The 24,436-nt window shown below is 67.8% G+C and carries 14 protein-coding genes and 4 pseudogenes; 9 read left to right on the top strand and 9 right to left on the bottom strand.

What is annotated here, in order from left to right:
• Window positions 1-78: 78 nt before the first annotated feature.
• Window positions 79-1,276 (top strand): annotated as a pseudogene (locus OG972_RS36430) (RNA-guided endonuclease InsQ/TnpB family protein).
• Here OG972_RS36430 and OG972_RS36425 read toward each other — a convergent pair.
• Window positions 1,235-2,986, bottom strand: coding sequence for an IS1182 family transposase (locus tag OG972_RS36425; RefSeq protein WP_266988775.1), 1,752 nt, complete (start codon window positions 2,984-2,986; stop codon window positions 1,235-1,237). The pseudogene OG972_RS36430 and the gene OG972_RS36425 sit on opposite strands and share 42 nt — an antisense overlap.
• 103 nt (window positions 2,987-3,089) lie before the next feature.
• Here OG972_RS36425 and OG972_RS36420 point away from each other — a divergent pair.
• The 3 genes and pseudogenes from OG972_RS36420 to OG972_RS36410 all read left to right on the top strand — a co-directional run.
• Window positions 3,090-3,638, top strand: a pseudogene (locus OG972_RS36420) (hypothetical protein); the annotation flags it as partial.
• Between the two features lie 177 nt (window positions 3,639-3,815).
• Complete coding sequence (locus OG972_RS36415; protein ID WP_323135960.1) at window positions 3,816-5,288, top strand: SDR family oxidoreductase; 1,473 nt, start codon at window positions 3,816-3,818, stop codon at window positions 5,286-5,288.
• Window positions 5,289-5,386: 98 nt separating this feature from the next.
• Window positions 5,387-5,866 carry an SRPBCC family protein gene (locus tag OG972_RS36410; RefSeq protein ID WP_266988773.1) on the top strand — a complete coding sequence of 160 codons (480 nt, stop codon included), beginning with the start codon at window positions 5,387-5,389 and terminating at the stop codon, window positions 5,864-5,866.
• 82 nt (window positions 5,867-5,948) lie between these two features.
• On the opposite strand, the gene OG972_RS36405 is transcribed toward OG972_RS36410, so the two are convergent.
• Complete coding sequence (locus tag OG972_RS36405; protein WP_266988771.1) at window positions 5,949-7,082, bottom strand: PLP-dependent cysteine synthase family protein; 1,134 nt, start codon at window positions 7,080-7,082, stop codon at window positions 5,949-5,951.
• Window positions 7,083-7,333: 251 nt separating this feature from the next.
• On the opposite strand from OG972_RS36405, the gene OG972_RS36400 reads away from it, so the two are divergent.
• Both OG972_RS36400 and OG972_RS36395 read left to right on the top strand, forming a co-directional pair.
• Complete coding sequence (locus OG972_RS36400) at window positions 7,334-7,678, top strand: hypothetical protein (RefSeq protein WP_266988770.1); 345 nt, start codon at window positions 7,334-7,336, stop codon at window positions 7,676-7,678.
• Window positions 7,679-7,865: 187 nt separating this feature from the next.
• On the top strand, window positions 7,866-8,390 hold the full coding sequence (locus OG972_RS36395) for an ATP-binding protein (RefSeq protein ID WP_266988769.1): 525 nt from the start codon (window positions 7,866-7,868) through the stop codon (window positions 8,388-8,390).
• Between the two features lie 77 nt (window positions 8,391-8,467).
• Here OG972_RS36395 and OG972_RS36390 read toward each other — a convergent pair whose 3' ends face one another.
• Genes OG972_RS36390 through OG972_RS36380 form a run of 3 tightly spaced genes read right to left on the bottom strand, consistent with a single transcriptional unit; the run spans window position 8,468 to window position 12,110 of the window.
• The gene (locus OG972_RS36390) at window positions 8,468-11,038 is read right to left on the bottom strand and encodes an ABC transporter permease (protein ID WP_266988768.1); all 2,571 of its coding nucleotides are present in this window, start codon (window positions 11,036-11,038) and stop codon (window positions 8,468-8,470) included.
• Entirely contained in the window at window positions 11,035-11,811 is a 777-nt protein-coding gene (locus OG972_RS36385) for an ABC transporter ATP-binding protein (RefSeq protein WP_266988767.1), read from the bottom strand. Before OG972_RS36385 ends, OG972_RS36390 begins: the two co-directional genes overlap by 4 nt.
• Window positions 11,808-12,110, bottom strand: coding sequence for an SHOCT domain-containing protein (locus OG972_RS36380; protein WP_266988766.1), 303 nt, complete (start codon window positions 12,108-12,110; stop codon window positions 11,808-11,810). Before OG972_RS36380 ends, OG972_RS36385 begins: the two co-directional genes overlap by 4 nt.
• Before the next feature lie 203 nt (window positions 12,111-12,313).
• On the opposite strand from OG972_RS36380, the pseudogene OG972_RS36375 reads away from it, so the two are divergent.
• Window positions 12,314-12,477 (top strand): annotated as a pseudogene (locus OG972_RS36375) (TetR/AcrR family transcriptional regulator); the annotation flags it as partial.
• 96 nt (window positions 12,478-12,573) lie between these two features.
• On the opposite strand, the pseudogene OG972_RS36370 reads toward OG972_RS36375, so the two are convergent.
• Together OG972_RS36370 and OG972_RS49325 are read right to left on the bottom strand one after the other, a co-directional pair.
• Window positions 12,574-13,754 (bottom strand): annotated as a pseudogene (locus tag OG972_RS36370) (helix-turn-helix domain-containing protein).
• 330 nt (window positions 13,755-14,084) lie between these two features.
• Window positions 14,085-14,423, bottom strand: a complete 339-nt coding sequence (locus OG972_RS49325) for a hypothetical protein (protein WP_323135918.1) — start codon at window positions 14,421-14,423, stop codon at window positions 14,085-14,087.
• On the opposite strand from OG972_RS49325, the gene OG972_RS49320 reads away from it, so the two are divergent.
• Complete coding sequence (locus tag OG972_RS49320; RefSeq protein ID WP_323135917.1) at window positions 14,422-14,544, top strand: hypothetical protein; 123 nt, start codon at window positions 14,422-14,424, stop codon at window positions 14,542-14,544. The two genes, OG972_RS49325 and OG972_RS49320, sit on opposite strands and share 2 nt — an antisense overlap.
• Before the next feature lie 8 nt (window positions 14,545-14,552).
• On the opposite strand, the gene OG972_RS36360 is transcribed toward OG972_RS49320, so the two are convergent.
• Together OG972_RS36360 and OG972_RS36355 are read right to left on the bottom strand one after the other, a co-directional pair.
• Entirely contained in the window at window positions 14,553-15,167 is a 615-nt protein-coding gene (locus OG972_RS36360; protein WP_266988765.1) for a M23 family metallopeptidase, read from the bottom strand.
• Between the two features lie 116 nt (window positions 15,168-15,283).
• Window positions 15,284-15,751 carry a hypothetical protein gene (locus tag OG972_RS36355; protein WP_266988764.1) on the bottom strand — a complete coding sequence of 156 codons (468 nt, stop codon included), beginning with the start codon at window positions 15,749-15,751 and terminating at the stop codon, window positions 15,284-15,286.
• Window positions 15,752-16,231: 480 nt separating this feature from the next.
• On the opposite strand from OG972_RS36355, the gene OG972_RS36350 reads away from it, so the two are divergent.
• A complete protein-coding gene (locus OG972_RS36350; protein ID WP_266988763.1) occupies window positions 16,232-24,415 on the top strand; it encodes a DNRLRE domain-containing protein in 8,184 nt (2,727 codons plus the stop codon).
• The last annotated feature ends 21 nt before the right edge of the window (window positions 24,416-24,436 follow it).

The raw sequence follows: 24,436 nt of genomic DNA, 5'->3' as shown, positions 1-24,436 counted from the left end.
GGATTTGGCTTCCAGCGTGGTGACAAACGCCAAGCGTAGTATGATCAAGCGAGCCAACGTGGAAGGGGGGTGGGTCGGATGATTCGTGCGTACAAGTTCCTTATACGGCCCACCGTGGGCCAGACGATCGCACTGGGCGAGATGCTGCGCGATCACTGCTCCCTCTACAACGGTGCCTTGCAGGAACGCCGTGACGCGTACCGGCACGTGTCGAAGACGAGCATCAAGTACGGGATGCAGTCCGCGCAGCTCAAGGAGATCCGGGTGCACGACCCGGAGCGTCAGGGCCGGTGGTCCTTCTCCTCCCAGCAGGCGACGCTTCGCCGTCTCGGCAAGGCATTCGCCGCGTTCTTCCGCCGCGTCAAGGCGGGGAAACGCCGGGCTACCCGCGCTTCCGTGGCGTGAACTGGTTCGACACGGTCGACTTCCCCAAGGACGGGGACGGCTGCCGCTGGGACTCCACTCCGCACGACCCGGTCACCCGCGTCCGCTTCCAAGGTGTCGGGCACGTCAAGGTCAACCAGCACCGGCCGGTGGTCGGCAAGGTCAAGACCGTGTCCCTCAAGCGTGAGGGCAAGCGCTGGTACGTGATCCTGACCGCCGAGCAGACCGCGCCTAAGCCGCTTCCCGCGACCGGCTCTGTGGTCGGCATCGACATGGGCATAGCCAACTTCCTTGCCGACTCGGGCGGCGAGTTCATCGAGAACCCCGGCACGGGCGGAAGGCCGCCGCGAAGCTCGAAGCGGCACAGCAGGCTGTCGCTCGGTGCAAGCGCCGCAGCAACCGGCGTAAGAAGGCCGTCCAGAAGGTTGCGGACCTGCACCGAAAGGTTCGCCGTCAGCGCCTCGATCATGCACACAAGACCGCGTGGGGCCTGGTCCGCGAACACGACTTCATCGCGCACGAAGACCTTAAGATCCGCAACATGGTCAAGGCCCCCGCACCGAGGCCCGACCCCGACCGGCCGGGCAGCTTCCTGCCCAACAGGGCCGCCGCAAAGGCCGGACTCAACCACTCGATCTCGGATGCCGGATGGGGGGTGTTCCTGACGATCCTGCACGCCAAGGCTGAAAGTGCCGGACGAGACGTGATCGCTGTGGACCCCCGCAACACCTCCCGGACCTGCCCCGAATGCGGGCACGTCGCAGCGGAGAACCGGCCCACACAGGAGAAGTTCCACTGCGTCTCGTGCGACCACAGCGCGCACGCGGACACGGTGGGCGCCCTGAACGTTCTACGGGCCGGGCTGGTCCGTCGCGAAGCCGCACCGGCATAGCGAGAAGCCCCCTCGTTCACGACTCCGTTGGGAAATCCGCGAATCGGCTGACGGCCAGGCGGTCAGGTCAAGTGCGGCGAGATGTGTGGTTCTGGTCTTGCCGATGGGTGTGTCGTCGAGCCAGGCGTCGAGGCGGATGATGTTGATCGCCGTGGCGGCGAGGACGTTGCCGAGGTGAGTCTTGGGCAGGCCGGTGTAGCGGGTCCGGCGGATGCCGGTGCGCCGCACTGCCTGGGAGATCGTGCCCTCCACGCCGGCGCGGATGTTGTAACGCTGCTGCCACTCGTCGGTCAGCTGCTCGCGGCGCCGCGCTTCCAGCGCCTCCTGCTGGTCTTGGGGGAGCAGGGTCAGGCTGCGGCCCCATTTGCCGTTCGCTGCCTTGGTGCACTTCTCGCGCACGGGGCAGTTCCCGCAGTCCTGGGCGGTGAAGTGCACCCGCGCGATGGGAGTTCCGCTGCTTTTTCGCTGGTCGGACCAGCTGGCGCTGATCTTGCCCTGGGGGCAGGTGACCTTCTTGGTCTGCCAGTCGATCGTGAAGGCGCTCTGCGTGAAGTGCTCGCCTTCGTGGTTCTCGTGGCAGGTGTCCAGTCCGACCGGCCCCACCAGCTCGATCCCGTACTCGTCCCGGGCGGTGACGATGTGCGCGGCGGTGACATAGCCGGCGTCCACGTCGTGCTCGCCTGGAAGTAACTTCCGTGCGGCCAGGCCTTGGTGGACCACGTCGGTCAGCTCGGTGTCGGCGACCGTCGCATCCGTGGTCACCACGTGGGTGATCAGATGTGGGACATCGGGTTCGCAGGTCTCGCTCAGGTGCGTCTTGTAGCCGCACCAGCCCGATCCCCGCTTCACGCCGTAGCGGGCGTCCGGGTCGTAGGGCGAGGACAGTCGGCGTCTGCCCGGCGGGAGGTCCTTGCCCTCCCGCCAGTGCACCCCCTCGCCATCACGGTGGTACTGCTCGACCCAGGCCCGGCGCAGGACCTGGACGGCGGGGATCTCCCGCAGCCAGTCCGGAGAGCCGGGAGCGAAGGCGGCCTCAAGGATCGTGAAGCCGTCACGGCCTACCTGTTCGGCCCACTCCTGGCGCACGTTCTCCCCCTTGGGGAAGCGGTAGGAGTCGATCCGGGCGCCGTATCGTCTGACCCAGTTTTCGGTGACCAGCGCGGACAGCCACTGCGGGGCCGCCGCTGACAGGGCCTCCAGCGCAGCCCGCAGGGTCTCGCCCACGAACTCCATCCGGTTCAACGTCCGCACCGCCGCGAGCACGTGGGTGGAGTCGGTCCGCTGACGGCCCCCCGCGCGCAGCAGCCCGAGCCCGGAGATGCGCTCAAGGATCAGGTCCAGGACCTTCTCCTCCAGACCGTGCTCGAGCAGCCGGGCACGGAAGTCGCAAAGGACGGAGAAGTCGAACCCCGGGTCGTCCAGCTCAAGACCGAGGAGGAACTTCCAGTCCATCCGGGCCCGGACCTGGTCAGCGGCCTGCCGGTCGGTGAGCCCCTCGGCATACTGCAGCACCGACACCAGCGCCAATGCCCCAGGCGAGACCGCCGGCCGCCCCCGTCCGGGGAACGCCTCGGCGAAGGACTCGTCCTCGAACAGCGGACCGAGCGCCTCACGAACACGGACCGCAAGCGTCCCCTTCGGGAACGAAGCCCGCACCACCCGCGCAGTCAGCTCCGGCACTCCACGATCAGCCCGCGGCTCCAGCGACATCCAGCCCCACCCTCGATCGGCGAACAGGCCGATCATGGCAGCCCGGCACACTCGGCATCACCGGTTTACGGATTTCCCAACGGAGTCGTTCACGAGGGGGAGGAGTCACCTCACGTACACACCGCTGCCCGGCAAGGGCGCGCCGCCGCGCGGGCCGCGCGAGGCGACGGGTGGTCCGGCCCTGCTGAACTGGGCACGTACGGTGTGCTCGCTGCGGGCGCTGCGGGGCAGCGGCGTCCGTGCGGTCAACAATTGGGCCTTTGCCCGGCAGCCTCTGCCGGAGGGCGGGACACCGGCGGGCTGGGTGTGCACCCGGGCCGACACCTGGCAGGGACCCGGCCGGGTGCTGGTCCAGTTCCTGCAGCCCGCCGCGTCGCTCACCGCCCCTGGTGCGGTGGTGGCCGACCGGCCCGATACGGCGCTGTGCAGCCGGTTCGGGCAGCACGTCCTGGCGGGCACGCACTGGAGAGCTCCGTCCGGCCGGTGGTACGTGCTGGCGGCGGGCAGCCGGGCCGTGAACCGGATCGAGGTGACGGGCACCGTGCGCGGGTCGGCGGACGGTACGACGCTGGCGGTACGGGCACCGCAGGACGCGCAGCTGGAGCTGAAGGCCCGGCTGCGCGAGGGCGGGACGCTGTCCGCGGTGCGCTGAGAGGGGCGGAGCTGGGAAGGGGCGGGGGCCGGGAGAGGCCGTTCGGCGTCTTCCGCCAGGTCGGTGCGGCGGTCCGGTGCGAGACTCGGCCGCGTGACCGAATTCTCCGGCTCCGCGTCCCACGCCGACTCCGACCACGGCTCCGGCACTCCCGGTGGTACGCAGCTGCGCTGTCTGGTGACCGGTGCCACCGGCTACATCGGCGGCAGGCTGGTGCCCGCGCTGCTCGAAGCCGGCCACCGGGTCCGCTGTCTGGCCCGCACCCCGCGCAAACTGCGCGACTACCCGTGGGCGGACCGGGTCGAGGTGGTGCAGGGCGATGTCGCCGATGCCGCGTCGGTGCGGGCGGCGCTGGCGGACATGGACGTGGCGTACTACCTGGTGCATGCCCTCGGATCGGGGCGCGGCTTCGAGCAGACGGACCGCCGGTCGGCCCGGATCTTCGGCGAGCAGGCTCGCACGGCCGGGCTCCGCCGGATCGTCTACCTCGGCGGACTCACCCCGGCCGGGGTGCCGGATCGCGAACTGTCACCGCATCTGCGCTCACGGGCCGAGGTCGGACGGATCCTGCTGGACTCCGGGGTGCCGACGGCAGTGCTGCGGGCCGCGGTCGTCATCGGGTCGGGTTCGGCGTCCTTCGAGATCCTGCGCCATCTGACGGAGCGGCTCCCGGTGATGGTCACGCCGAGCTGGGTGCGTACCTCGATCCAGCCGGTGGCAGTACGGGACGTGGTGCGGTGCCTCGTCGGCTCCGCCTCGCTCCCGGCGGACGTGAACCGCACCTTCGACATCGGCGGCCCGGACGTGATGACCTACCGCGACATGATGCAGCGGTACGCGCGGGTCGCCGGGCTGCCGCACCGGGTGATCCTTCCCGTCCCCGTGCTCACACCGGGGCTGTCCAGCCACTGGATCGGTCTGGTCACGCCCGTACCACGGTCCATCGCCCGTCCGCTGGCGGAGTCGCTGCGCAACGAGGTCGTCTGCCGCGAGCAGGACATCACCCGTTACGTGCCCGATCCCCCGGGTGGCCCGATCGACTTCGACCAGGCCCTGCGGCTGGCACTGCAACGGATCAAGGAGGCCAGGGTGGACACCCGGTGGTCGTCCGCCGCGGTACCCGGCGCGCCCAGCGATCCGCTGCCGACCGACCCCGACTGGTCGGGCGGCAGCCTCTACCGCGACGAGCGCGAGCTGACCGTACCGGTGGCGCCGGATGCGCTCTGGCGGGTGATCGAAGGCATCGGCGGGGAGAACGGCTGGTACTCGTTCCCGCTCGCCTGGGCGGTACGGGGGTGGCTCGACCGGTTTGTCGGAGGTGTGGGGCTGCGGCGCGGACGACGGGACGCACAACGGCTGCGGGTGGGCGACTCGCTGGACTTCTGGCGGGTGGAGGAGATCGTTCCGGGTCGGCTGCTGCGGCTGCGTGCGGAGATGCGGCTGCCGGGTCCCGCGTGGCTGGAGCTGTCGGTCGGCCGGGACGAGGAGGGGCGGACCGTGTACGGGCAGCGGGCCCTGTTCCATCCGCGCGGGCTGCTCGGCCACGCCTACTGGTGGAGTGTGTGGCCGTTCCATTCGGTGGTCTTCGGCGGCATGGCACGTAACGTCACGGCGGCCGCCCGGGCAGCACCGCGGCAGACCGCGACGTAACGTCCGCACAGCTGAAGACATCTGATGACGCGACAGATATGGTACGGGTCGCCGCGGACCGGGTGCGTCCGCCGCCGATCGCACGGGAGGTGCGCCCCATGGCACGTCGGCTCCGCTCCGTGGACCTCGGCTTCGTCCGGACCGCCCCGCTACGGCTGGTCTTCGCCGCCGAGGCGTCAGCCCCTCCCGCGGAGGTGTACCGGGCGCTCGCCGAGGAAGTCGACGGCTGGCCCGGCTGGTTCACCGCGGTGACGGCGGCCCGGCCCACCGCGGCGGGCGCGGGCCGTGAGATCCGGCTCAAGGGTGGCACGGTGTTCCACGAGACGATCGTCGCGAAGGAACCCTGCGAGCGGTACGCGTACCGGGTCGATGAGACCAACGCACCCGCTCTGCAGGCCCTGTTGGAGGAGTGGCGGCTCACCCCCACGGCAACCGGGACACGCGTGCAGTGGACCTTCGCCGCCGACGGCCCCACGGCGTTCCGGTTCGTCCTGCGACTGGGCCGACCGGCACTGGGCCGGGCGTTCCGGGACGCGGTGCGCAATCTCGACAGGCGGCTGGCCGCAGCCTCCGCCTGAGAGCGGGGCTGCCGGGCCACTCCCCCGTCGCCGTCGACGTGCTCGCGCATCAGGTCGGCATGACCGTGGCGACGGCCGGGCTTCAGCAGGGCCAGTTGCCGGTGGCCAGGAAGCGTCGGATCGTCGCGGCGTACGGGGCGATGTCCAGACCCTGTTCGGCGAGCCAGTTGTCGGAGTAGTACTTGTCGAGGTAGCGGTCTCCCGGGTCGCAGAGCAGTGTGACGATGCTGCCGGTGCAGCCCTGGTCCACCATTTCGGCGACGAGTTTGAACGCGCTCCACAGCCCGGTGCCGGTGGAGCCGCCCGCCTTGCGACCGATGGCCTGCTCCAGGGCCCGCACAGCGGCGACGCTGGCCGCGTCCGGCACCTTCATCATCCGGTCGATGGCGCCGGGCACGAAGCTCGGTTCCATCCGGGGCCGACCGATCCCCTCGATGCGTGAACCGCAGTCACTGGTGGCGAGGGCGTTGTGGTGGGTCCAGCCGTCGAAGAAACAGGAGTTCTCCGGGTCGGGCACACAGATCCGGGTGTCGTACTGCATGTAGTGCACATAGCGGGCGATGGTCGCCGAGGTGCCGCCCGTCCCGGCGGTGGCGACGATCCAGGTGGGCTCCGGATAGCGCTCCAGCCGCAGCTGCTGGTAGATCGACTCGGCGATGTTGTTGTTGCCGCGCCAGTCGGTGGCCCGCTCGGCGTAGGTGAACTGGTCCATGTAGTGGCCCCCGGAGTCGGCGGCGAGCCTGGCGGACTCCTCGTACAGCTTCTGGGCGTCGTCGACGAAGTGGCATTGACCGCCGTGGAATTCGATCAGCCGGCACTTCTCGGAGCTGGTGGTGCGGGGCATCACCGCGATGAACGGCACCCCGATCAGCTTCGCGAAGTACGCCTCCGAGACGGCCGTCGAACCGCTGGACGCCTCTATCACCGGCCTGCCCGGCCGGATCCAGCCGTTGCAGAGCCCGTAGAGGAAGAGCGAGCGGGCCAGCCGGTGCTTGAGGCTGCCCGTGGGGTGCGTCGACTCGTCCTTGAGGTAGAGATCGATCCCCCAGGCCTCGGGCAGCGGGAAGCGCAGCAGATGCGTGTCGGCGGAGCGGTTGGCGTCGGCCTGGACCTTGCGGACGGCCTCCTTCAGCCAGGCCCTGTAGTCATGATCGGTGCGGTCGATGTCGACGGTCGCCGTGACCTCGCCGTCGGGCCTGCGCTCACTGGTGTTCATCAGCACGCTCCTGCTCGTCGTGACCGGACTTGCGGGCCACCGGCCCCCCGGACTCCACATCCCACGATAGGCCCCCCACCTGCACAAACTTTGACTTTGGGGATCCATAGCACTGCCTTGGTACCGGGGAACGGGACGACTGCGGCACGCCGTGGCGCATTCGCGACATGCCGCCTCGCTGCAACCTGGTGCGCCCACGGCCGTGCGGGCAGACTGACCGCCGGAAGCGTCACGAAGGGGGCGAACCAGCCATGAAGGAAACGGAGTTCAGCGCGACGGGGGTACGGATCGAGCGGTGGGCCAGGTCGCTCACCAGGGCCGGTCAAGTGATCGTCAAGGACGGCCGGGTGGCCCTGCTGACCAGCTACGGGCGGGAGATCGACAGCGCCCCGGCGGGGGCGGTGCGTGCGCGCAGGCCATGGTTCGCCGGAGTCGACTCGACGCTGGCGCGGGTCAACGGGACGTGGTACCGGCTGACCATGGGGCAGCGCGACCGCGGGCCGGCCCGTGCGGGGCCATCGCGCCGTTTCCTGGAGGCGCTGCGCAGCGCGGGCACCCGGCCGGGCAGAGAAGCGGGGCCGGCCGAGCGGGGCTGACGGTGCGCCACGGCCGGGTCACCGCGAGTTGCGGAGCACTGACCCCTGAGTGACATTGGAATCGCGTCACTCATGGTTTACCGGCGGTGACACTGTGATCCAGCCCGCCGGACCAGGAACGACAGACGGCCACCCGCCGCCTCCGTTCCGTCGTCTTCTTCCGGACCTATTTCGGGGAGTCGCAGCCGTGATCAGCGAGCCAAGCAGGCACTGCACGGTGGAGCTCCAGGCCCTGCCGTCGCGGATCGGTCAGGTCCGCAGAATCATCTCCGCGCAGTTGCGCTACTGGCATCTCGACCCTCTGATCGACCAGGCAGCGCTCGGCGTCACGGAGCTTCTGACCAATGTCCACCGGCATGCACAGCCGGACAAGACGTGCACCGTCGAGATAGAGCTGCTGCTCGAACGTCTGACGGTCTCCGTCCACGACCACGACCCGCGGCTGCCGACCGTGCGCGCGGCCGACGCCTCCAGCACCTCGGGGCGCGGACTCGCGATGATCGCCGCAGTCAGCGAGAGCTGGGGTTTCCGGCCGTGGGGCCGGGCCGGGAAGGTCGTCTGGTTCACACTGCCGGCTCCTTCTCCGACGGTGACTCTGCCGCCGAACTCGCTGTACGGGGCGACGACCGACGGCCCGTTCGGCGCCGTGACCACCACGTCCCCCCTGGAGGCCGTGGCGCACACCGACGCCCGGTCCGCCGTGGTCGGTTAGGGCCTGATCCGAAAGACAGGCCCCGGACTCAGCGAGGAGCGGGGCGCCCGCGGGCGCCCCGCTCCTCGCTGCCTGTTTCAGTCGGCGGCGATGGCCCGGAGCACGTCCAGGCGCGCCGCACGCCGAGCCGGTCGCCAGCCGGCCAGCGCCCCGGCGGTGATCCCCACCAGCGCGACCACCAGCAGCCGGGTGGGCGGCAGCGCGAAGGCGAACGGGGTGTCGCCCGCACCTTCGGACGCCTTCACGAGCACCCAGCCGAGGAAGCCGCCGAGCAGCAGACCGCCTGCTGTGCCGAACGCGGCGACCAGGACGGATTCCCAACGGACCATGGTCCGCAGCTGACTCCTGGTCTGTCCGACGGCCCGCAACAGGCCCAGTTCCCTGGTGCGTTCATGGATGGCCAGAGTGAGGGTGTTGGCGATCCCGAGCAGGGCGATCAGTACGGCGAGTGCCAGCAGCGCGTAGACCAGCGTGAGCATCATGTCGATGGAGCCGGCCGAGGACCGCGCGTACTCGCCGCGCGTCTGCACGTCCGGACTGCCGTACGCCGCAGCGGTCTTCTCGACTGCCGCCTTTCCGTCGGCGGTCGACACCCCGTCCTTGAACGACACGGCGATGAGTCTGTCGGAGTCCTGTGCGCGGTGCGGCGCCCAGGCCTGCCGGGTGATGACGTAGGTGCCCGCCAGTTCCGACCGGTCGTAGACCGCACGGACCGTGAAGGTCTGCTGCTTGCCGTCGGTGAAGGTGAGCCGGGCGGTGGAGCCGGTGTGCAGACCGCGCTCGGCTGCCTCCGCGCCGGACACGGCGATGCCGTTCGGACCCAGTGCGTTCATGGATCCGCTGACCGGGCCGAGGTCGAAGACCCTGGCGAGCGCGGCAGGGTCGGTGACGGTCAGGGCGCGTCCCGCGCCGTTGACCTCCGCAACGCCCTTGCCGAGGCCGACCGCGGTGGACACTTCCGGCAGCCGGCCGACGGCGGGCGCGAGCGCGGGGCTGAGACCGCTGCCACCGGCGCCGAACACGGGTGCGCTGATGGCGACATCACCGGCGAAGGACCGGTCCACTGTCTGGTTCATGGTCGCCTTCAGCGAGGCGCCGAAAACGGTGAAGAGCGAGACGACCGCGACGCCGATCATCAGCGCGGTCGCGGTGGCGGCGGTCCGCTTGGGGCTGCGCAGCGCGTTGCGCCTGGCCAGCGCGCCGGTGACACCGCGCAGCCGGTCGAGTGGAGCGCCGAGGATCCGTACGGCGTATGTGGAGGCGGCCGGGCCGAGCACCACGAAGGCGGCGAGCGCCAGGATTGCACCGGCGGCCGACGGCCAGACGGACGGATGGGCAAGGACGCCGATCAGGATGGCGCCCAACGCCGCGAGCAACAGCAGGACACCGGTGACGGCTCGGGTCCGGGAGGCCGCCGAGTCGTCGACGGCGGTCTCGCGCAGGGCCGCGAGCGGTGCGGTGCGTCCCGCGTGGACGGCGGGCAGGAGGGCCGAGCCGAGACAGACGAGTACGCCGACGGCGAGCGGAAGCAGCAGCGAGATCCCGCTGATCACGAGCGCACCGTCGGGGAACGGGAAGCCGACGGCGGGGAAGAGCGCCTGCAGTCCGGCGGCGATCCCGATGCCCCCGGCCAGTCCGGCGGCGGAGGCGAGCACGCCGACCGCGGTTGCCTCGACGAGGGTCGAGCCGAGGACCTGACGGCGGGACGCGCCGAGGGCGCGCAGCAGGGCGTTCTCCCGGGTGCGCTGCGCGACGACGATCGCGAACGTGTTGTGGATGGAGAATGTGGCGACCAGCAGGACGATCCCGGAGAACACCAGCAGCAGCGTGGTGAACAGACTGAGGAACGCACCGGAGATCATGCTCTGGTTCTCGGCGGCGGAGGCCTGTCCGGTGATGGCCTCCGTGTCCGCGGGCAGCACGGGAGTCAGCGCGTCCACGAGTTCCTGCTGGCTGGTGCCGGGGCCGGCGCGCACCTGGATGCTCGACGCCTCGCCGGGCTTCGGGGTCAGGTACTTCTCGGCGTCGGCCTGCGTCATCCCGGTGTAGGTGGCCTGGCCCATGCCGTCCTCGCCGCCGAAGGTGGCCAGGCCGACGACGGTGACGCGCACGGGGTCGGGGGTGCGCAGTACGGTCGTGTCGCCGATCTTCAGCCCTCCCCGGTCGGCGGTGCCGCGGTTGATGACGACCTCCCCGGACCGGGACGGGGCGCGCCCTTCGGCGAGCTTGTAAGGGTTGAGTTTCGGGTCCTGGATCCAGTTGCCGGCGACGGTGGGCGGGCCCTGGCCGCCGATGGGCTTGCCGTCGGCGCCGATCAGCTGCCCGGCGCCCTGGATGTCGGGGGCCGCGGCGGCGACGCCCGGCGTCTGCTCGATCGTCTTCACGAGGGTGGTGCTCACCGGCTGCCGGGTGCCCTGCCCTTCACCGGACACGGTCACCACATTCGTACTGCGGACGACCGCGTCCGTACCGCCGGCGGCGTTCGCGAACATCGTGTCGAAGCCGGCGCGCAGGGTGTCGCCCATGACGAGCGTTCCCGCGAGGAAGGAGACGCCGAGCAGAACGGCGGTGAACGTGCCTGCGAAACGACGCTTGTGGGCGCGGAGCGAGGAAACGCTGAGGCGCACGGAGGCGCGGGCGCCGGTCATGGCGTCACCGCCGTTGCGCCCGGCGACGGGTCGAAGGCCTTGAGCCGGTCGAGCACGCGCTCCGCGGTGGGGTCCGGCATGCGGTCGACGAGGCGCCCGTCGGCGAGAAAGACGACCTCGTCCGCGTGGGCTGCGGCGACCGGGTCATGGGTGACCATGACGACCGTACGGGAGGTCCGGCGAACGGTGCGGCCGAGGAGCCGCAGCACCTCCTGTCCGGCCCGGGAGTCGAGGTTGCCCGTCGGTTCGTCGGCGAAGACGACATCGGGGTTGCCCGCGAAGGCGCGGGCCACGGCGACCCGCTGCTGCTGCCCGCCGGAGAGTTCGCTGGGCCGGTGGTGCAGCCGGTCCCGCAATCCCACGGTGTCGATGAGCGCGTCGATCCACTCCCGGTCGCCGCGCTCCCCCGCGAGGTCGATGGGAAGGGTGATGTTCTCGGCGACGGTGAGGGTCGGAATGAGGTTGAAGGCCTGGAAGACGAAGCCGATGCGCTGTCGGCGCAGCAGGGTGAGCCTGCGGTCGTCGAGCGCGCTGAGGTTCGTGTCGCCGATGAGTGCGGAGCCGGAGGTGAGCGTGTCGAGTCCGGCGGCGCAGTGCATCAGGGTGGATTTTCCGGAGCCGGAGGGCCCCATGATCGCGGTGAAGCGGCCGGCCGGGAAGTCGACGCTCACCCCGTCCAGGGCCCTGACCTCGGTGTCGCCCGTGCCGTAGACCTTCACGGCGTCGACGACGCGGGCGGCGGCGACGACGCCGGTGCGGATGGTCGTGGTCATGCCGCACCTCGCCGGCCGGTACGGCCGAACTGCTCGTCCAGGACGGAGAGCCGGCGCCAGTACTCGTCCTCGTCGATCTCGCCCGCGGCGAAGCGGCGGCCGAGCAGAGTGATGGGCGACTGTTCGCCGAGGGCGGCGGGGTCGCTGTGCGCGGCGCGCGGGCCCCAGGGACCGCGTCGGCCGCCTCGCCACACGGTACGGCGCAGGACGGTGACGACCGTGACGGCGACGGCCGCCCAGACCAGCGGGAAGAGGAGGATCCACGGCCCGGGTCCACCGGAGTAAGCCAGGGTGTTCATCTCGGTCAGCTCCCTCGGTTCAGAGTTCTCGGTCGGCGTTCTTCCGACGCTTCCGAGCCTGGCCCCGGGAGGGGGTCCGAGTCGTCGTACGGCCAGCGGCAGTGCACGTACCCCCGCGGGAGTATGCGGCGGTTCCGCGGCTGCTCCCGTTGGCCGGCCAACATTCCCGGTTTCTGTACCTACTGGTATGTGCAGTGAGCTTCATGAGTACTGCGGGTCGTCTGATCGAAGCCACCCAGGAGCTCCTGTGGGAGCGCGGCTATGTGGGCACGAGCCCGAAGGCCATCCAGCAGCAGGCGGGCGTGGACCAGGCAGCATGTACCACCACTTCACGGGCAAGCCCGACCTGGCGCTGGCGGCCATCCAAGGTCGCCATGTCCGTTCCTCCGCCGCGGGCTCGTGACGTCAGGATTTCGTCACGCCGAACGACGAAACAGGGATGCAGCGGCATAGTTCCGCCACGCTAATCGGCGACGCCCAGGAACTCCGCGATGGACCGTAGACCCGCGGGACGGTTCGGTAGAGCCCACAAGTCCGTCACGATGGCCACGGCCAAGGTGTGGTGCCGCATCCACGTGGGGGCGACTCGCCGGAGGCTTTCGAGCGCCTTCACAGCCCCTTCCGCGTTGCCGACGTCGGTGTGCGCGCGTGCCACGTCCAGGAGCAGCCAGGTACGCCACGAAGGGGGCGTGTCCTTGGACAGGCGCATACCCTTCGCTAGGCTTAGCGCCTCTTCCGGCCGCCCGTGCTGTACCGCCAGGCGCACGCGTTCGATGCGGACGGAAGACTTACTGAAGACGGACAGGAGACGCCCGTCACCATCTGTGGGCGGCAGTTTCGCCAGGCGTCCGGCGGCCTTCTCAGCGGCGCGCATCATCTGGTCAGCTGCGTCGTAATCGTCCATCCGGGCGTACGAGGTAGCCGCACTCATTGTCAGACCGCCCCACACGCGTAGCCCTGGTGCGTCGTCGGTGAGCCCGTCCCGCTCCATGCCTTGTGCCGCGTGCAGGGCAATGCTCTTGGCGTCGTCCAGCCGATTGGATCTTTGGTAGGCCCACGCCAGAGAGTTGCAGATCATCGGGACCAGAAGGGGATCCCCAGAGACTTCCGCGGCCGCTATGGCGCGTTCCAGGGCGGCTAGCGCAAGGTCAAGCTTCCCAGACGGATGCTCAGGTGCCCGGCCAACTGGAACGCCTTGCTCAGCGCGGCCTGTCCCTCGTGGTGTTCCTGTGACGCCGTGAGCCGGGCATCATCAAGGATTCCCGGCAGCAGGTTCAAGAGCTGCGGGAACTCTGCCGAGCGATACATGGGCCACGCGTCAGCGATCTCTGCTCGCAGCAGTGAGGGTGTGAGTACTTCTGCCCCGTCAGACTCCTGCGGAGGGGCGAACATGAGCGGGTGAATGGCTCGCCTCACCGCTACCAACTGCGGCGGGTCGGCCTCCCCCGTCGACGGGACGCCGGGAGGATCGCCCAGCAGGGTCGTCAGTTCGACGCCGAGCCCGCTGGCCAGGGCGTGCAGCGTCGGCAGGCGTGCGGATCCCTTGCGCTTCTGCTCCAGCTTCCGCACGACGTCAACGGACACACCCGACTTCTCCGCCAGCTCTTCTTGTGTCAGGTTCGACAGCCGGCGGAGGCGGCTCAGCTTGTCTCCGAGATGCTCGCTCACAGCTCAGACGGTACGCCGACGAGCGGCAATGGGGCCATCACACGTCGAAGCCAGCGAACGCATGCGGCGCCGGTAGAGACGCCCGTGACCCTGCGAGCGGAAGCGGCGCAGACGACCCCCTTCCCTCCTTCTGCGGCACGGGGGCGTGACAGTGGCCGCAAGTGATGGTCTCGTTGCTCTTCACGGTTGTTCGTCCTCTCGAAGTGGTGGGAGCCCCCAGAGGCGCCATGTCGGCGCTCACCGGGGACACTTGGGGTACTACGGTGGCCCACTCCTCCATGGCGGTGGAGCGGGCCAGTGTGTGCGTCAGATGATGCGGCCGGCGTTGATCGCGCGGCCGGTGTCGGCGTCGTACAGCTCGATGCGCTGGTCAATCACGCCAGAGACCTCCCTGCCGTCGAGATAGGTCTTCGACACGACGGTGATATTCGACGCCTGTCCCCCGCCCTGGCCCGCGCTGGCGCGCAAGGTGTCCCACTGCGACGAGGTGAAGACCGGCTCCGGCTTCCCAGTGCCGTTGGCGACGAGGGACAAGCCCTCCGGGAGATAGCCGCCGTTGTCGTACCAGTGCGGCGAGCGGGACAACCACTTCGAGTAAGCAGCTGCTGGACTTCCGCAGTCCGGGCGGGACTTGATGTACTGCATGCCCCACTTGATCTGCGTGGCGGCGTTCGTCCTCCAGTCGGAGCCGGCGGACGCCATCTTCGACGCGGGGAGCGCCTGTGGGATGCCGTATGCGCCGGAGCTGGGGTTCGTCGCCCTGTAGTTCCAGCCTCATTCGCCCTGCCACAGCTTCTGAAGCGGGGTGAACTGGTCCTGGCCCCATCCGAACGTCGGCAGGAGGTTCCGCGCGAACGTCTGCGCGGCTCGCGCCGATGCGTTGCCGGAGATCTTCCCTCCGCCGTCCGTCAGGTACGGCATCGGGTCGACTGAACGCCCCTGGCGCCGTGCCTCCAGGTGGAGGTGAGGGCCAGTGACGTCACCCGTCGCACCCACGCGCCCGATCGTCTCGCCCTGGCGGACGGCCTTGCCGACCGACGTCAGGATGGAGGACATGTGGGCGTACAGAGAGGCGAGTCCGCCACCATGGTTGATCACGGCGTGGTTCCCGTATGGGCCACCGCTCGTCGACATCGATACGCGGCCGTCAGCCACGGCCTTGATGCCCGTGCCTACGGCTGCGGGGAAGTCGAGCCCGGCGTGATGCCCGGAGGGCCACATCGAGCCGGCCACGCCGAACTGGGTGCCGTGTGGCGCGTTTACCGGCTTGGTCCAGGTGGAGTTGCCGCCTCCTCCGCCGACCCCAAGGAGATCAACGGCCTTATCCTTCAGGCCGGCAAGCAGCTTAATCGGGATCTTGGCAACCGACTTGGCCCACGGACTCTCCATGATGGACTTCATCTGACCGGTGACGAGGTTCGTGAGGCCCAGGGCGGCCAGGACGACCGCGGCCGCGGCGGCGGTACGGGCCGCGGTGCGCGTTGCGGTACAGGGAAGGGCGGACGTCAGCCGGTGCTCTCTTCGGTGGCGGCGGGGAGTTCGCCGGTGCAGGTGGCGCGGCCGTAGGTGCCGGAGGCGGTGGCGCTCTGGACGTGCCGGCCGCGGATGGCGAGGGCGCACAGGGCCCGGCCGCCCTTGCCGTCGAGGGCGATGTTGACGCTGGGGGCCTTGCCGAGGGGGACCTGGACGGACTTCTTCCAGGGGAGCTTGACGGCCTTCTCGACGGTGGCGTCGCCGGCCTCGCTGCGCGCGAGGTAGGAGACCTCGACGGTGCCGGTGCCGGTGACCTCGTAGGTGACCTCGGCGGTGGGGACAGCGCGCGGCTTCGGCTGGTCCTCGGTGTTCAGGACGCCATACAGGACCAGGCCGGTGCACGCGGCGACGACCGCGGCGGCGATGACGAAGCCGCGCCGGTTGTTGCTTGAGCCGTTGCGCGATGCCGTCGCCGGGCCAGCGGGTCCCTTTTCGGCCACATCGGAGGATTCTGCGACTGAAACCGGTTGGCCGGTATTCAACGTCGGGTCTGCTGGTGCACTCACGGCCCCTCCAGGCTGAATTCGTCCGATGCAAAGTCGGGCGGTTATACACCACGGCGAGGCATCGAATCCAACGCTAAGACAAGCAGGGCATAGTGAGGCCAATTCGGCGTCTAACTATCCTGATATGTCTTGTCGCTTGACAGTGCATCAATTCTCGAACTAGAAACCGCGGCGCTGTGACCGAGATTCGCCCGGGAGGGGTGAGCTGTCTCTTGACGTGCCGTCGGCGTCGGCGGTTCCTCAAGCATGCCCAGCTCGCGGGATGGGTCACGGTGTTGTTCCTCCGGGTCCCCCAGGCTTCCGGGCGGACCACGACGTGCCCGTTTCGGTATCTGTGCAACGGGTGCACTATGGAAAGGGTTTGGGGTGAAAGTTCGGTACGGGAGATACATCTCCTGTCTAGTGGTTTCGGCCATGATGAGTTCACTGCTGCCGCAGATCGCGTATGCCGCACCGTCCTCGTCATCAGACGGCGGTGGGGATAAGGGAATCGTCGGCACCGTCAAGAGCTGGTTTTCCGACGACGATGACAGCGATAACAAGCCGCCCACCGGCGACAAATTGGAGATACCCAGTCGGCAGAAGCTACCGAAGAGCAAGAACTCTCCGAAGGCCACTCGGGTCAAGGAGCTGACGGGCAAGCGGACTTCGCAGGCCCGGTTCTGGCAGATGTCGGACGGCAGCGTTGAGGCCGACCTGACGGCCGTGCCCACGAATTACAGGTCCGGCACATCCTGGCTGCCGATCGACACTACGGTGCGGTCCTCACAGGCCAAGGGTTTCGACTTCGCCAACACGGCCAACGAGGGCAAGAGCTGGTTCGGCTCGGACGCGGGCAGGCTGCTGCGTTTCCAGTCCCCTGACGGCCGCTCGGTCACCATGGGTCTCGACGCCGACAAGGCGAGTCTCAAGCCCACCGTCAAGGGCGACACCGTCACCTACAGCGACGCGGTCTCCGGCGCGGACCTGGAGTACAAGGTCGGCCGTGGCCAGGTGAAGGAAAACATCGTTCTGGATCAGGCCCCGGCGGGCCCGGTCTCGTACACCTTCACGCTGAACACCGACGGGCTGACTCCCAAGGCGCGTAAGGACGGTTCGGTCGCGCTGTTCGGTGAGCTGCCGAACACCCCGGTGATGGTGATCCCGGCTCCGTATATGACGGACGCGAAGAAGGATGCGCTGTCACCGACCGGCGGCACGTACTCCACGAAGGTCACTCAGAAGCTGACCCGGGTCGGCAAGCAGTGGAAGCTGGTCGTCACCCCGGACACCGCGTGGCTTGCCGCCAAGGACCGTCAGTACCCGGTCGCGATAGACCCGACGATCACGATCGCGCCGAATGCGGCGACCTCGCAGGACACCATGGTCCTCTCGGATCAGGCGGGGGTGAACTTCAACAACACCTGGAAGCTGTCGGCCGGCAAGACCGACACCGGCATCGCCCGCTCCCTGATCAAGTTCCCGCTCTCCGAGATCCCCTCAGGCACGAAGATCGACTATGCCCGTCTGGGCATGTACTTCGACCAGGCGCACACCACCAACGCCAACGATGTGACCATCGGCGCCTACCGGGCGACCGGTGCGTGGGACGAGTCGACGGCGACGTGGACCAACACCAACGCCCTGGTCGGCGAGCTGTCCGGCACCACCGTCACGCAGGACGACGGTGATGCGGGCACCGCGGCGGTCGGCTCGTGGCCGGGTGGCACCACCACAGGTGGGGCGGCGACCAACGACGACTTCGTCTACAACAAGACGACCTCCACCGGTCAGTCCTACACCTGGCAGCCCAATGTGGCCGAGACCGCGTCCTACCGGGTGGATGTGCACTACCCGGCGGCCTCCGATGCGGCCACCGCGGCCCCGTACACGGTGACCTACCGGGACGGCACGAAGAACTACACGGTCAACCAGACCGGCACCGCCGGCACCTGGAAGACCCTGGATGCCACCCAGTACTACTTCGCCAAGGGCAACACGGGCAAGATCGTGCTCGGCGGTACGGGATCGGCCACTACCCGAACTCTGGCCGACTCGATCCGGCTGGTGAACCCGGCCTCGATCGTGAAGAACACCGGCGAGTACAACCAGTGGCATGACTTCGCGGTTACCGACACCGTCCAGAAGTGGGTCTCCGGCACGGCGACCAACTACGGGTTCATTCTCAAGGGCACCGACGAGTCCGGTACGGCCCTGACCGGTGGTCCGCGCTACGAGGCCGGCGACGGCTCCGTCTACGGCGGCGAGACCTCCAGCATCCCGCGGCTGACGGTCACCTACGGCAAGGTCGGCACCTCGCTGAAGTCGCCGACTGTGGTGCACTCCACGGGCCCCGAGCTGTCCTGGTCGAAGTACACCAACACCACGGGTGACACGGGTCTGGACATCGCCGAGTACCAGCTGCACCGCTCCACGCAGCAGGTCTTCACCCCGTCCGCGGCGACGCTGATCGCGCCGATCGCATCGGGCGCGACGACTTACACGGACACCACGGCGGTGCCGACCCCCGACTCGTCCTCGGCCGAGATCGGGAAGTCGTACTACTACCAGCTCGCGGTGAAGACGAAGGACGGCCAGCTGCTCGGCTCGCCGACCCGCGTCGTCGGTATCCCCAAGGCCGGCCGCACCATGAAGATCATCCAGGGCAGCCAGGGTGGCGTCACCGACACCACCCTGTCCTCGCAACAGCCGACTACGAACCAGGATGCCATCCAGTCCTTCGGCGTGGGCCAGAAGTGGCTGAGTGTCGGCAACAACTCCACTACGTACGGCAAGACCCGTGCCGTGTTGAAGTTCCCCACCACGGGCATCCCCACCACCGCCACGGTGCTGGAGAACAAGATGTACATGTGGGGTGCGGAGACCACGACCGGCACCGACGGTGCAATCTATGAACTCCACGGTCTGACCAAGGACTTCGACGAGACCACCGCCACTTGGAACAACCTCAACGCCACCACCGCGTGGACCACGGCGGGCGGCGACATGTCCGCGACCGTCTCCGACACCGTCGCCTCGGTCTCGGAGGTGGGACGGCACTGGTGGGACGCGACCGGTCTGATGCAGTCGTGGGTGAAGACCCCGACCGGCAACCACGGTGTCGCGGTCAAGCTCAAGGACGAGACGACCACCGGTCCGCAGGAGCGCACGCTGTTTCTGAACGGCGAGGCCGCCGAACCGCAGTTGCGTCCGTACATGCAGGTGATCTACGTCGATGCGGCGACGGAGGACACCTACTACGCGCCGCAGACGCCGGCACGTATGACGCCGAACTCCACGTACACGGTGGACTTCACGGTCACCAACACCACGGCTGCGGCCTGGGCGGCGGGTGAGCGTGAGCTCTCCTACACCTGGAAGCTGCCCGACGGCACGGACGTGACCACCGGCGGCAACCAGCTCAAGACCGCGATTCCGGCGCTGCTGCCGGGCAAGTCGGCCACGATTAAGGCGAAGGTCCAGACGCCGATCAACTCGGACAACGGGTCCAAGCGCACGGACCATGTGCTGGGCTGGGACGTCCGCAAGATCTCGGACGGCTCCTGGCTGTCGGCCGGCACCGGCGGCATTCCGACGCTGAAGCAGAACGTGGCAGTGGAGGATCCGACCTCGAACGACCTGGGTCTGGAGAGGTTCTACTCCTACACCGGGAAGAACACGGGTGCCGGCTCGGCGTTCATGTCGAACCTGTCGTCCGGCAATGCGGTGTGGTCCTACAACGCGTTCACCAACCCGGGGCGCGGGCTGAACACGTTCGCGGGGTTCTCCTACAACTCGCTCGACACCAGTGACACGGTGCTGGGTGCGGGCTGGTCGGGTCAGGCCGCGGGGCCGATCCGGATGGGTGCGCCGCTGGATTTCCGCCCGAATCCGAATCCGACGGAGATCAAGCTTCCGGACGGTGACGGCACCACGCACATCTTCGCCAAGCAGGGTGATGGTTCCTGGAAGGCGCCGGCGGGTGCGCACTTCAAGCTGGCCCCGAAGGCCGGTCTGGACTGCACCCCGCTGAAGGACCCGGTCCCGGATGCCTGGACGATGACCAGTCCGGACGGCACCCGCTTCCTGTTCGGTTGTGACGGCTATCTGACCTCGGAGATCGACAAGAACGGCAACACCCAGTCGTTCACGTACGAGGAGCGCAAGTCCAACAACAAGCCGACGAAGTTCCTCACCTACATCACCGACCCGGCCGGCCGGCAGTCGCTGACGGTGGATTACTTCAAGAAGGGTGACGCGTCCTACGACTACATCGACGCCACCGGAGCGAAGGTCACCGGCACGAACCTGACCAACTCCAAGATCTACGACCACGTGAAGTCCATGACGGACATCTCCGGTCGCAAGGTCTCCTTCTCCTACACCGACAAGGGCCTGCTGGGGCAGATCACCGACGGTGACGGATCCGCCCAGCCCAAGGTGTTCAAGTTCACCTACGACGCCACCCAGGGCAACAAGAACGTCAAGCTGGTCAAGGTCACCGACCCGCGTGGCAACGCCACACAGCTCGCGTACTACGCCCCGCAGACTGGCGATGATCCGAAGTACCACTGGTGGACCAAGACGATCACCGACCGGCTGAACGGCGCCACGGGCTTCACGTACGCGGCCAACGCCACTAACACGAAGTTCACCGACACCAAGGTCACCGACGCCGAGGCCCACACCACTACGACCACCTCGGATGACTTCGGGCGGCCCGTACAGGCCACCAATGCCAAGTCGCAGACTGCAAAGACGTCGTGGGACGCGGACAACAACGTCACCTACATCGAGGAGGCGAACGGCGCCAAGACCGCGTACTGCTACGACCAGAAGACGGGCTACCCGCTGTGGCAGCGTGACGCGGAGAACAACAAGGCGGGCGTGCCGCCGTCCAGCGACTGCGCGCCGGGCACCTATCCGGCCAACAGTCAGAGGTTCGAGTACCAGACACGACTGGACGGCTACAGCGCCGACCTGTACACCAAGACCTCCCCGGAGGGCCGCAAGTGGCAGTTCGGCTATGACTCCTTCGGCAACCTGAAGACGGTCACCGACCCGAAGGGCGTCGAATCGTCCACGGCGGACGACTACACCACGAAGTACGACTACGACGCATACGGCCAGCAGACCAAGGCCACCGACGCCAACGGCAACGCGACGCAGACGTCGGACTTCGCCCCGGTCGGCTCCCCGAAGACGGTCACCGACCCCTACGCCAAGGCCACGAAGTTCGTCTACGACGAGCGCGGCCAGGTCACCTCGGCCACCGACGCGCTGATCAAGACCAGCACGCAGACGTACGACACCTACGGCCGTCCGCTGGTGAGCAAGGTGCCGAAGGACCAGGCGGCGGGCATCTACATCACCACCCCGGCTCCGGTGTACGACGCCAACGACAACATCGTGGAGTCGACGTCACCGACGAACGCGGTGTCGAAGGCGGTTTACGACCCGATGGACCAGGTGATGTCGGCGACCGCGCCGGCGAACAACCTGACCACGGAACGCAAGACGGCCTACACCTACGACAAGGTCGGCAACCTCAGGACGACGACCGAGCCGAAGGGCGTGGCGACCACCGCGGACGCCACGGACTACGTCACCACCAACAACTACGACGCGATCTACCAGCTCACGTCGGCGGTGAACGCCAAGGACGACAAGGTCTCCTACGAGTACGACAACGTCGGCAACGCCGTCACGGTTATCGACCCGAAGAAGAACGCGTCGGCGGACACCACCGACTACTCCAGCAAGACGGAGTACGACCTCGACCACCGGCCGGTCAAGCAGATCGACGCGGCGGGCAAGTACACCACCACCAGCTACGACAAGGACTCCCTGGTCGTCGCCACCACCGACGAGGAGCGCAACAAGTCCGAGGTCGTCTACGACGCGCGGGCCATGGTCGCCGAGCAGAAGGTGCCGTACGACGGCACCACGGTGCGCACCACCCGCTTCCACTACGACCAGGTGGGCAACACCATCAAGGTCGAGACACCGCGGGGCACCGCCACCACCGGGACGGACGCGGACTTCGCAGCCCGCACCGAGTACGACAAGCTCGACCGGCCGGTCAAGCAGTTCCAGCCGTACGACCCGGCGGACGAGAAGTACAACAAGGCGGATGTCTACACCGAAACGGTCTACGACGAGGTAGGCCGGGTCAAGAAGACCTCGCTGCCGCCGGCGGGTGACCCGGCACGCATCGACACCGACTACACCTACTTCGACAACGGCTGGATCAAGACCTCCACCGACGCGTGGAACACCAAGACGGCCTACGACTACAACAACGTCGGTCAGCAGGAGAAGCGGACGCTGACCGGTGACAACGGCACGTCCACGCGGGCCATGGGCTGGTCGCACTACCCCGACGGATCCCTGAAGGGCCGCACAGACGCCGCCGGAGACCCTTCCGCGGACAGGTCGTACGCCTACGACTACGACCTGAACGGCAACATGCTCACGATCGGCGAAACGGTCGGCAGCACCACGAGCGAGCCGTACACGATGACCTACACCGGTCTGAATCAGGTGGACAAGGTCGCGGAGTCGCTCACCGGCCAGGAGCCGAAGACCACCTCCTACACCTACGACGCCGACGGCCAGCTCGACACCGTCAGCCATCCCCAACAGAACTCGAAGTACGAGTACGACCTGCGCAACCTGCTCAAGAAGGTCACGGCAAGCCAGGTGCCGACCGACCCCCAGCCGGACATCACGCAGTTCACGTACACGGATCGCGGTCAGCGTGCCACCCTCACCAAGGGCAACGGCAACACCGTCGATTACACCTACTACGCAAACAGCGCCCCGAAGACCAGCACGGAGAAGACGAGCCAGGGTGCGCTGGTTTCGTCGCACGGCTACGAGTACGACGCCAACGGCAACAAGAGCAAGGACACGGCGTCGCTGCTGAGCGGTGACGGCGACGGGGTCCGGCAGTCCGTGACCAACTACACCTACGATCCGGTCGACCGGATCAGGGAGTTGGACAAGACCGGCAGCAAGCCGCGGACGGAGCAGTACTGGCACGACGACAACTCCAATGTCGTCAAGCAGCTCTTCCTCCAGAAGTCGGAGGTGACCGAGTTCTACTACAACAAGAACCGGCTGAGCTCCTCCTCGAATCTGGTCGATTCCTCGGCCATCTACAACTACGACACCTTCGGCCGGATGAAGTCCGTCACCGAAAACGGTGGCGCCGCCGTCGAGGAGAACACCTTCGACGGCTTCGACCGGCTCATCGGCACGGTCCGCAAGGCGGGCGACAAGACAAACACGACCAACTACCGCTACGACGCTCTCGACCGCACGGTCGAGAAGAGTGTCAACAACGCCTACACCGACGAGTACAGCTACCTGGGGCTGGACAGTGAGGTGTTCAGCGACGAGCTCGACGGAACCCTCGTCAAGACCTACCAGTTCGGCTTGGGAGGAGAACGCCTTTCCCAGCTGAACCACTTGAACGGCGAGAGCGGCTACTACGGCTACAACAGCCACGGCGACGTCGAGACCTTCACCAACGCGTCCGACGGCAAGCCCAGCTCCACCTACGGCTACACCGCCTATGGCCAGGACGCCAAGGACGAGTGGACCGGCCTGGACAGCATCGTGGCGCCGGGCGACGAGGGGGAAAACCCCTACCGCTTCAACGGCAAGCGCTGGAACGCCCAGTCGGAGACCTACGACATGGGCTTCCGGGACTACAGCCCGGAGCACAACCGGTTCATCAACCGGGACTCGTACACCGGCGCCGCAGCCGACATGAGCCTGGGTGCCGGGCCCGCCACCAGCAACCGTTACGGCTTCGCCGGCGGCAACCCGGTCAACAGCATCGAGCGGGACGGGCACGAAGCCTGCGACGTCGGCTGCCAGGCACGCAACCAGTACCAGATGGGCGGGGACCCGATCATCCCCGACCCGGAGCGCCTCGAGTTCAACGTCCAGTACCACGACGGCTCCACGGGGCTCGAGAACTGGGTGGACCCTTGGGACTTCGTCAAGGAACTGTCCGGATTCTCCGACATCCAGGGTTGCTCGAACGACCCGTCGGCGTGGCAATGCACCATCGCCGCCGCGTCGGTCTTCCCGGGTGTAGGGAAGGGCGCCAAGCTTCTTGACGATGCGGTTGATGCGGGGCGTGGCCTGAGCCGTGCCCCCCGGTTCACTGTCGACAGCGCGGGTACGGCGGTCGACAATTTCGCTGATGATCTCGGGCAATCGCTCGAAAGGTTGGGCAGCCAGCGCCAGGCCATCATAAATGCAGCGCCGAAGAGGCAGCGTCCTGGAACGATTACTGACTCAACAATTCCGGGAGCTCAGTTCGGCAGGTCCGGGTTCACCGATCCGATCCATCCGAAGTTGCAGGATCTCTACGCGAAACTCAATGTGACCAACGGGCGGTGCAGTGAGATGCACTGTATCAATCAGGCGTTTAACGCCAATATTGATCCGGCTGGCCACCAGCTCACGACCATCGGCATTCTTTCCAAGCGAATCGGGACGAAACTCGATGGAGAGCTGATGCTCCCCTGCGCGCAGTGCACCCGAGTCCTCAATGATTTGGGGGTGAATTACACCGGACGGGCTGATCGCCCCCTACTCTGATAGGAGATGAAGTAGGGGTAT

Origin of the sequence: Streptomyces sp. NBC_01669, from assembly GCF_026339735.1 — a bacterium.
GTDB classification, from domain to species: domain Bacteria; phylum Actinomycetota; class Actinomycetes; order Streptomycetales; family Streptomycetaceae; genus Streptomyces; species Streptomyces yanii.
The sequence above is the reverse complement of the archived record's forward strand: the minus strand, read 5'-3'. Positions and strand labels throughout refer to the sequence as shown.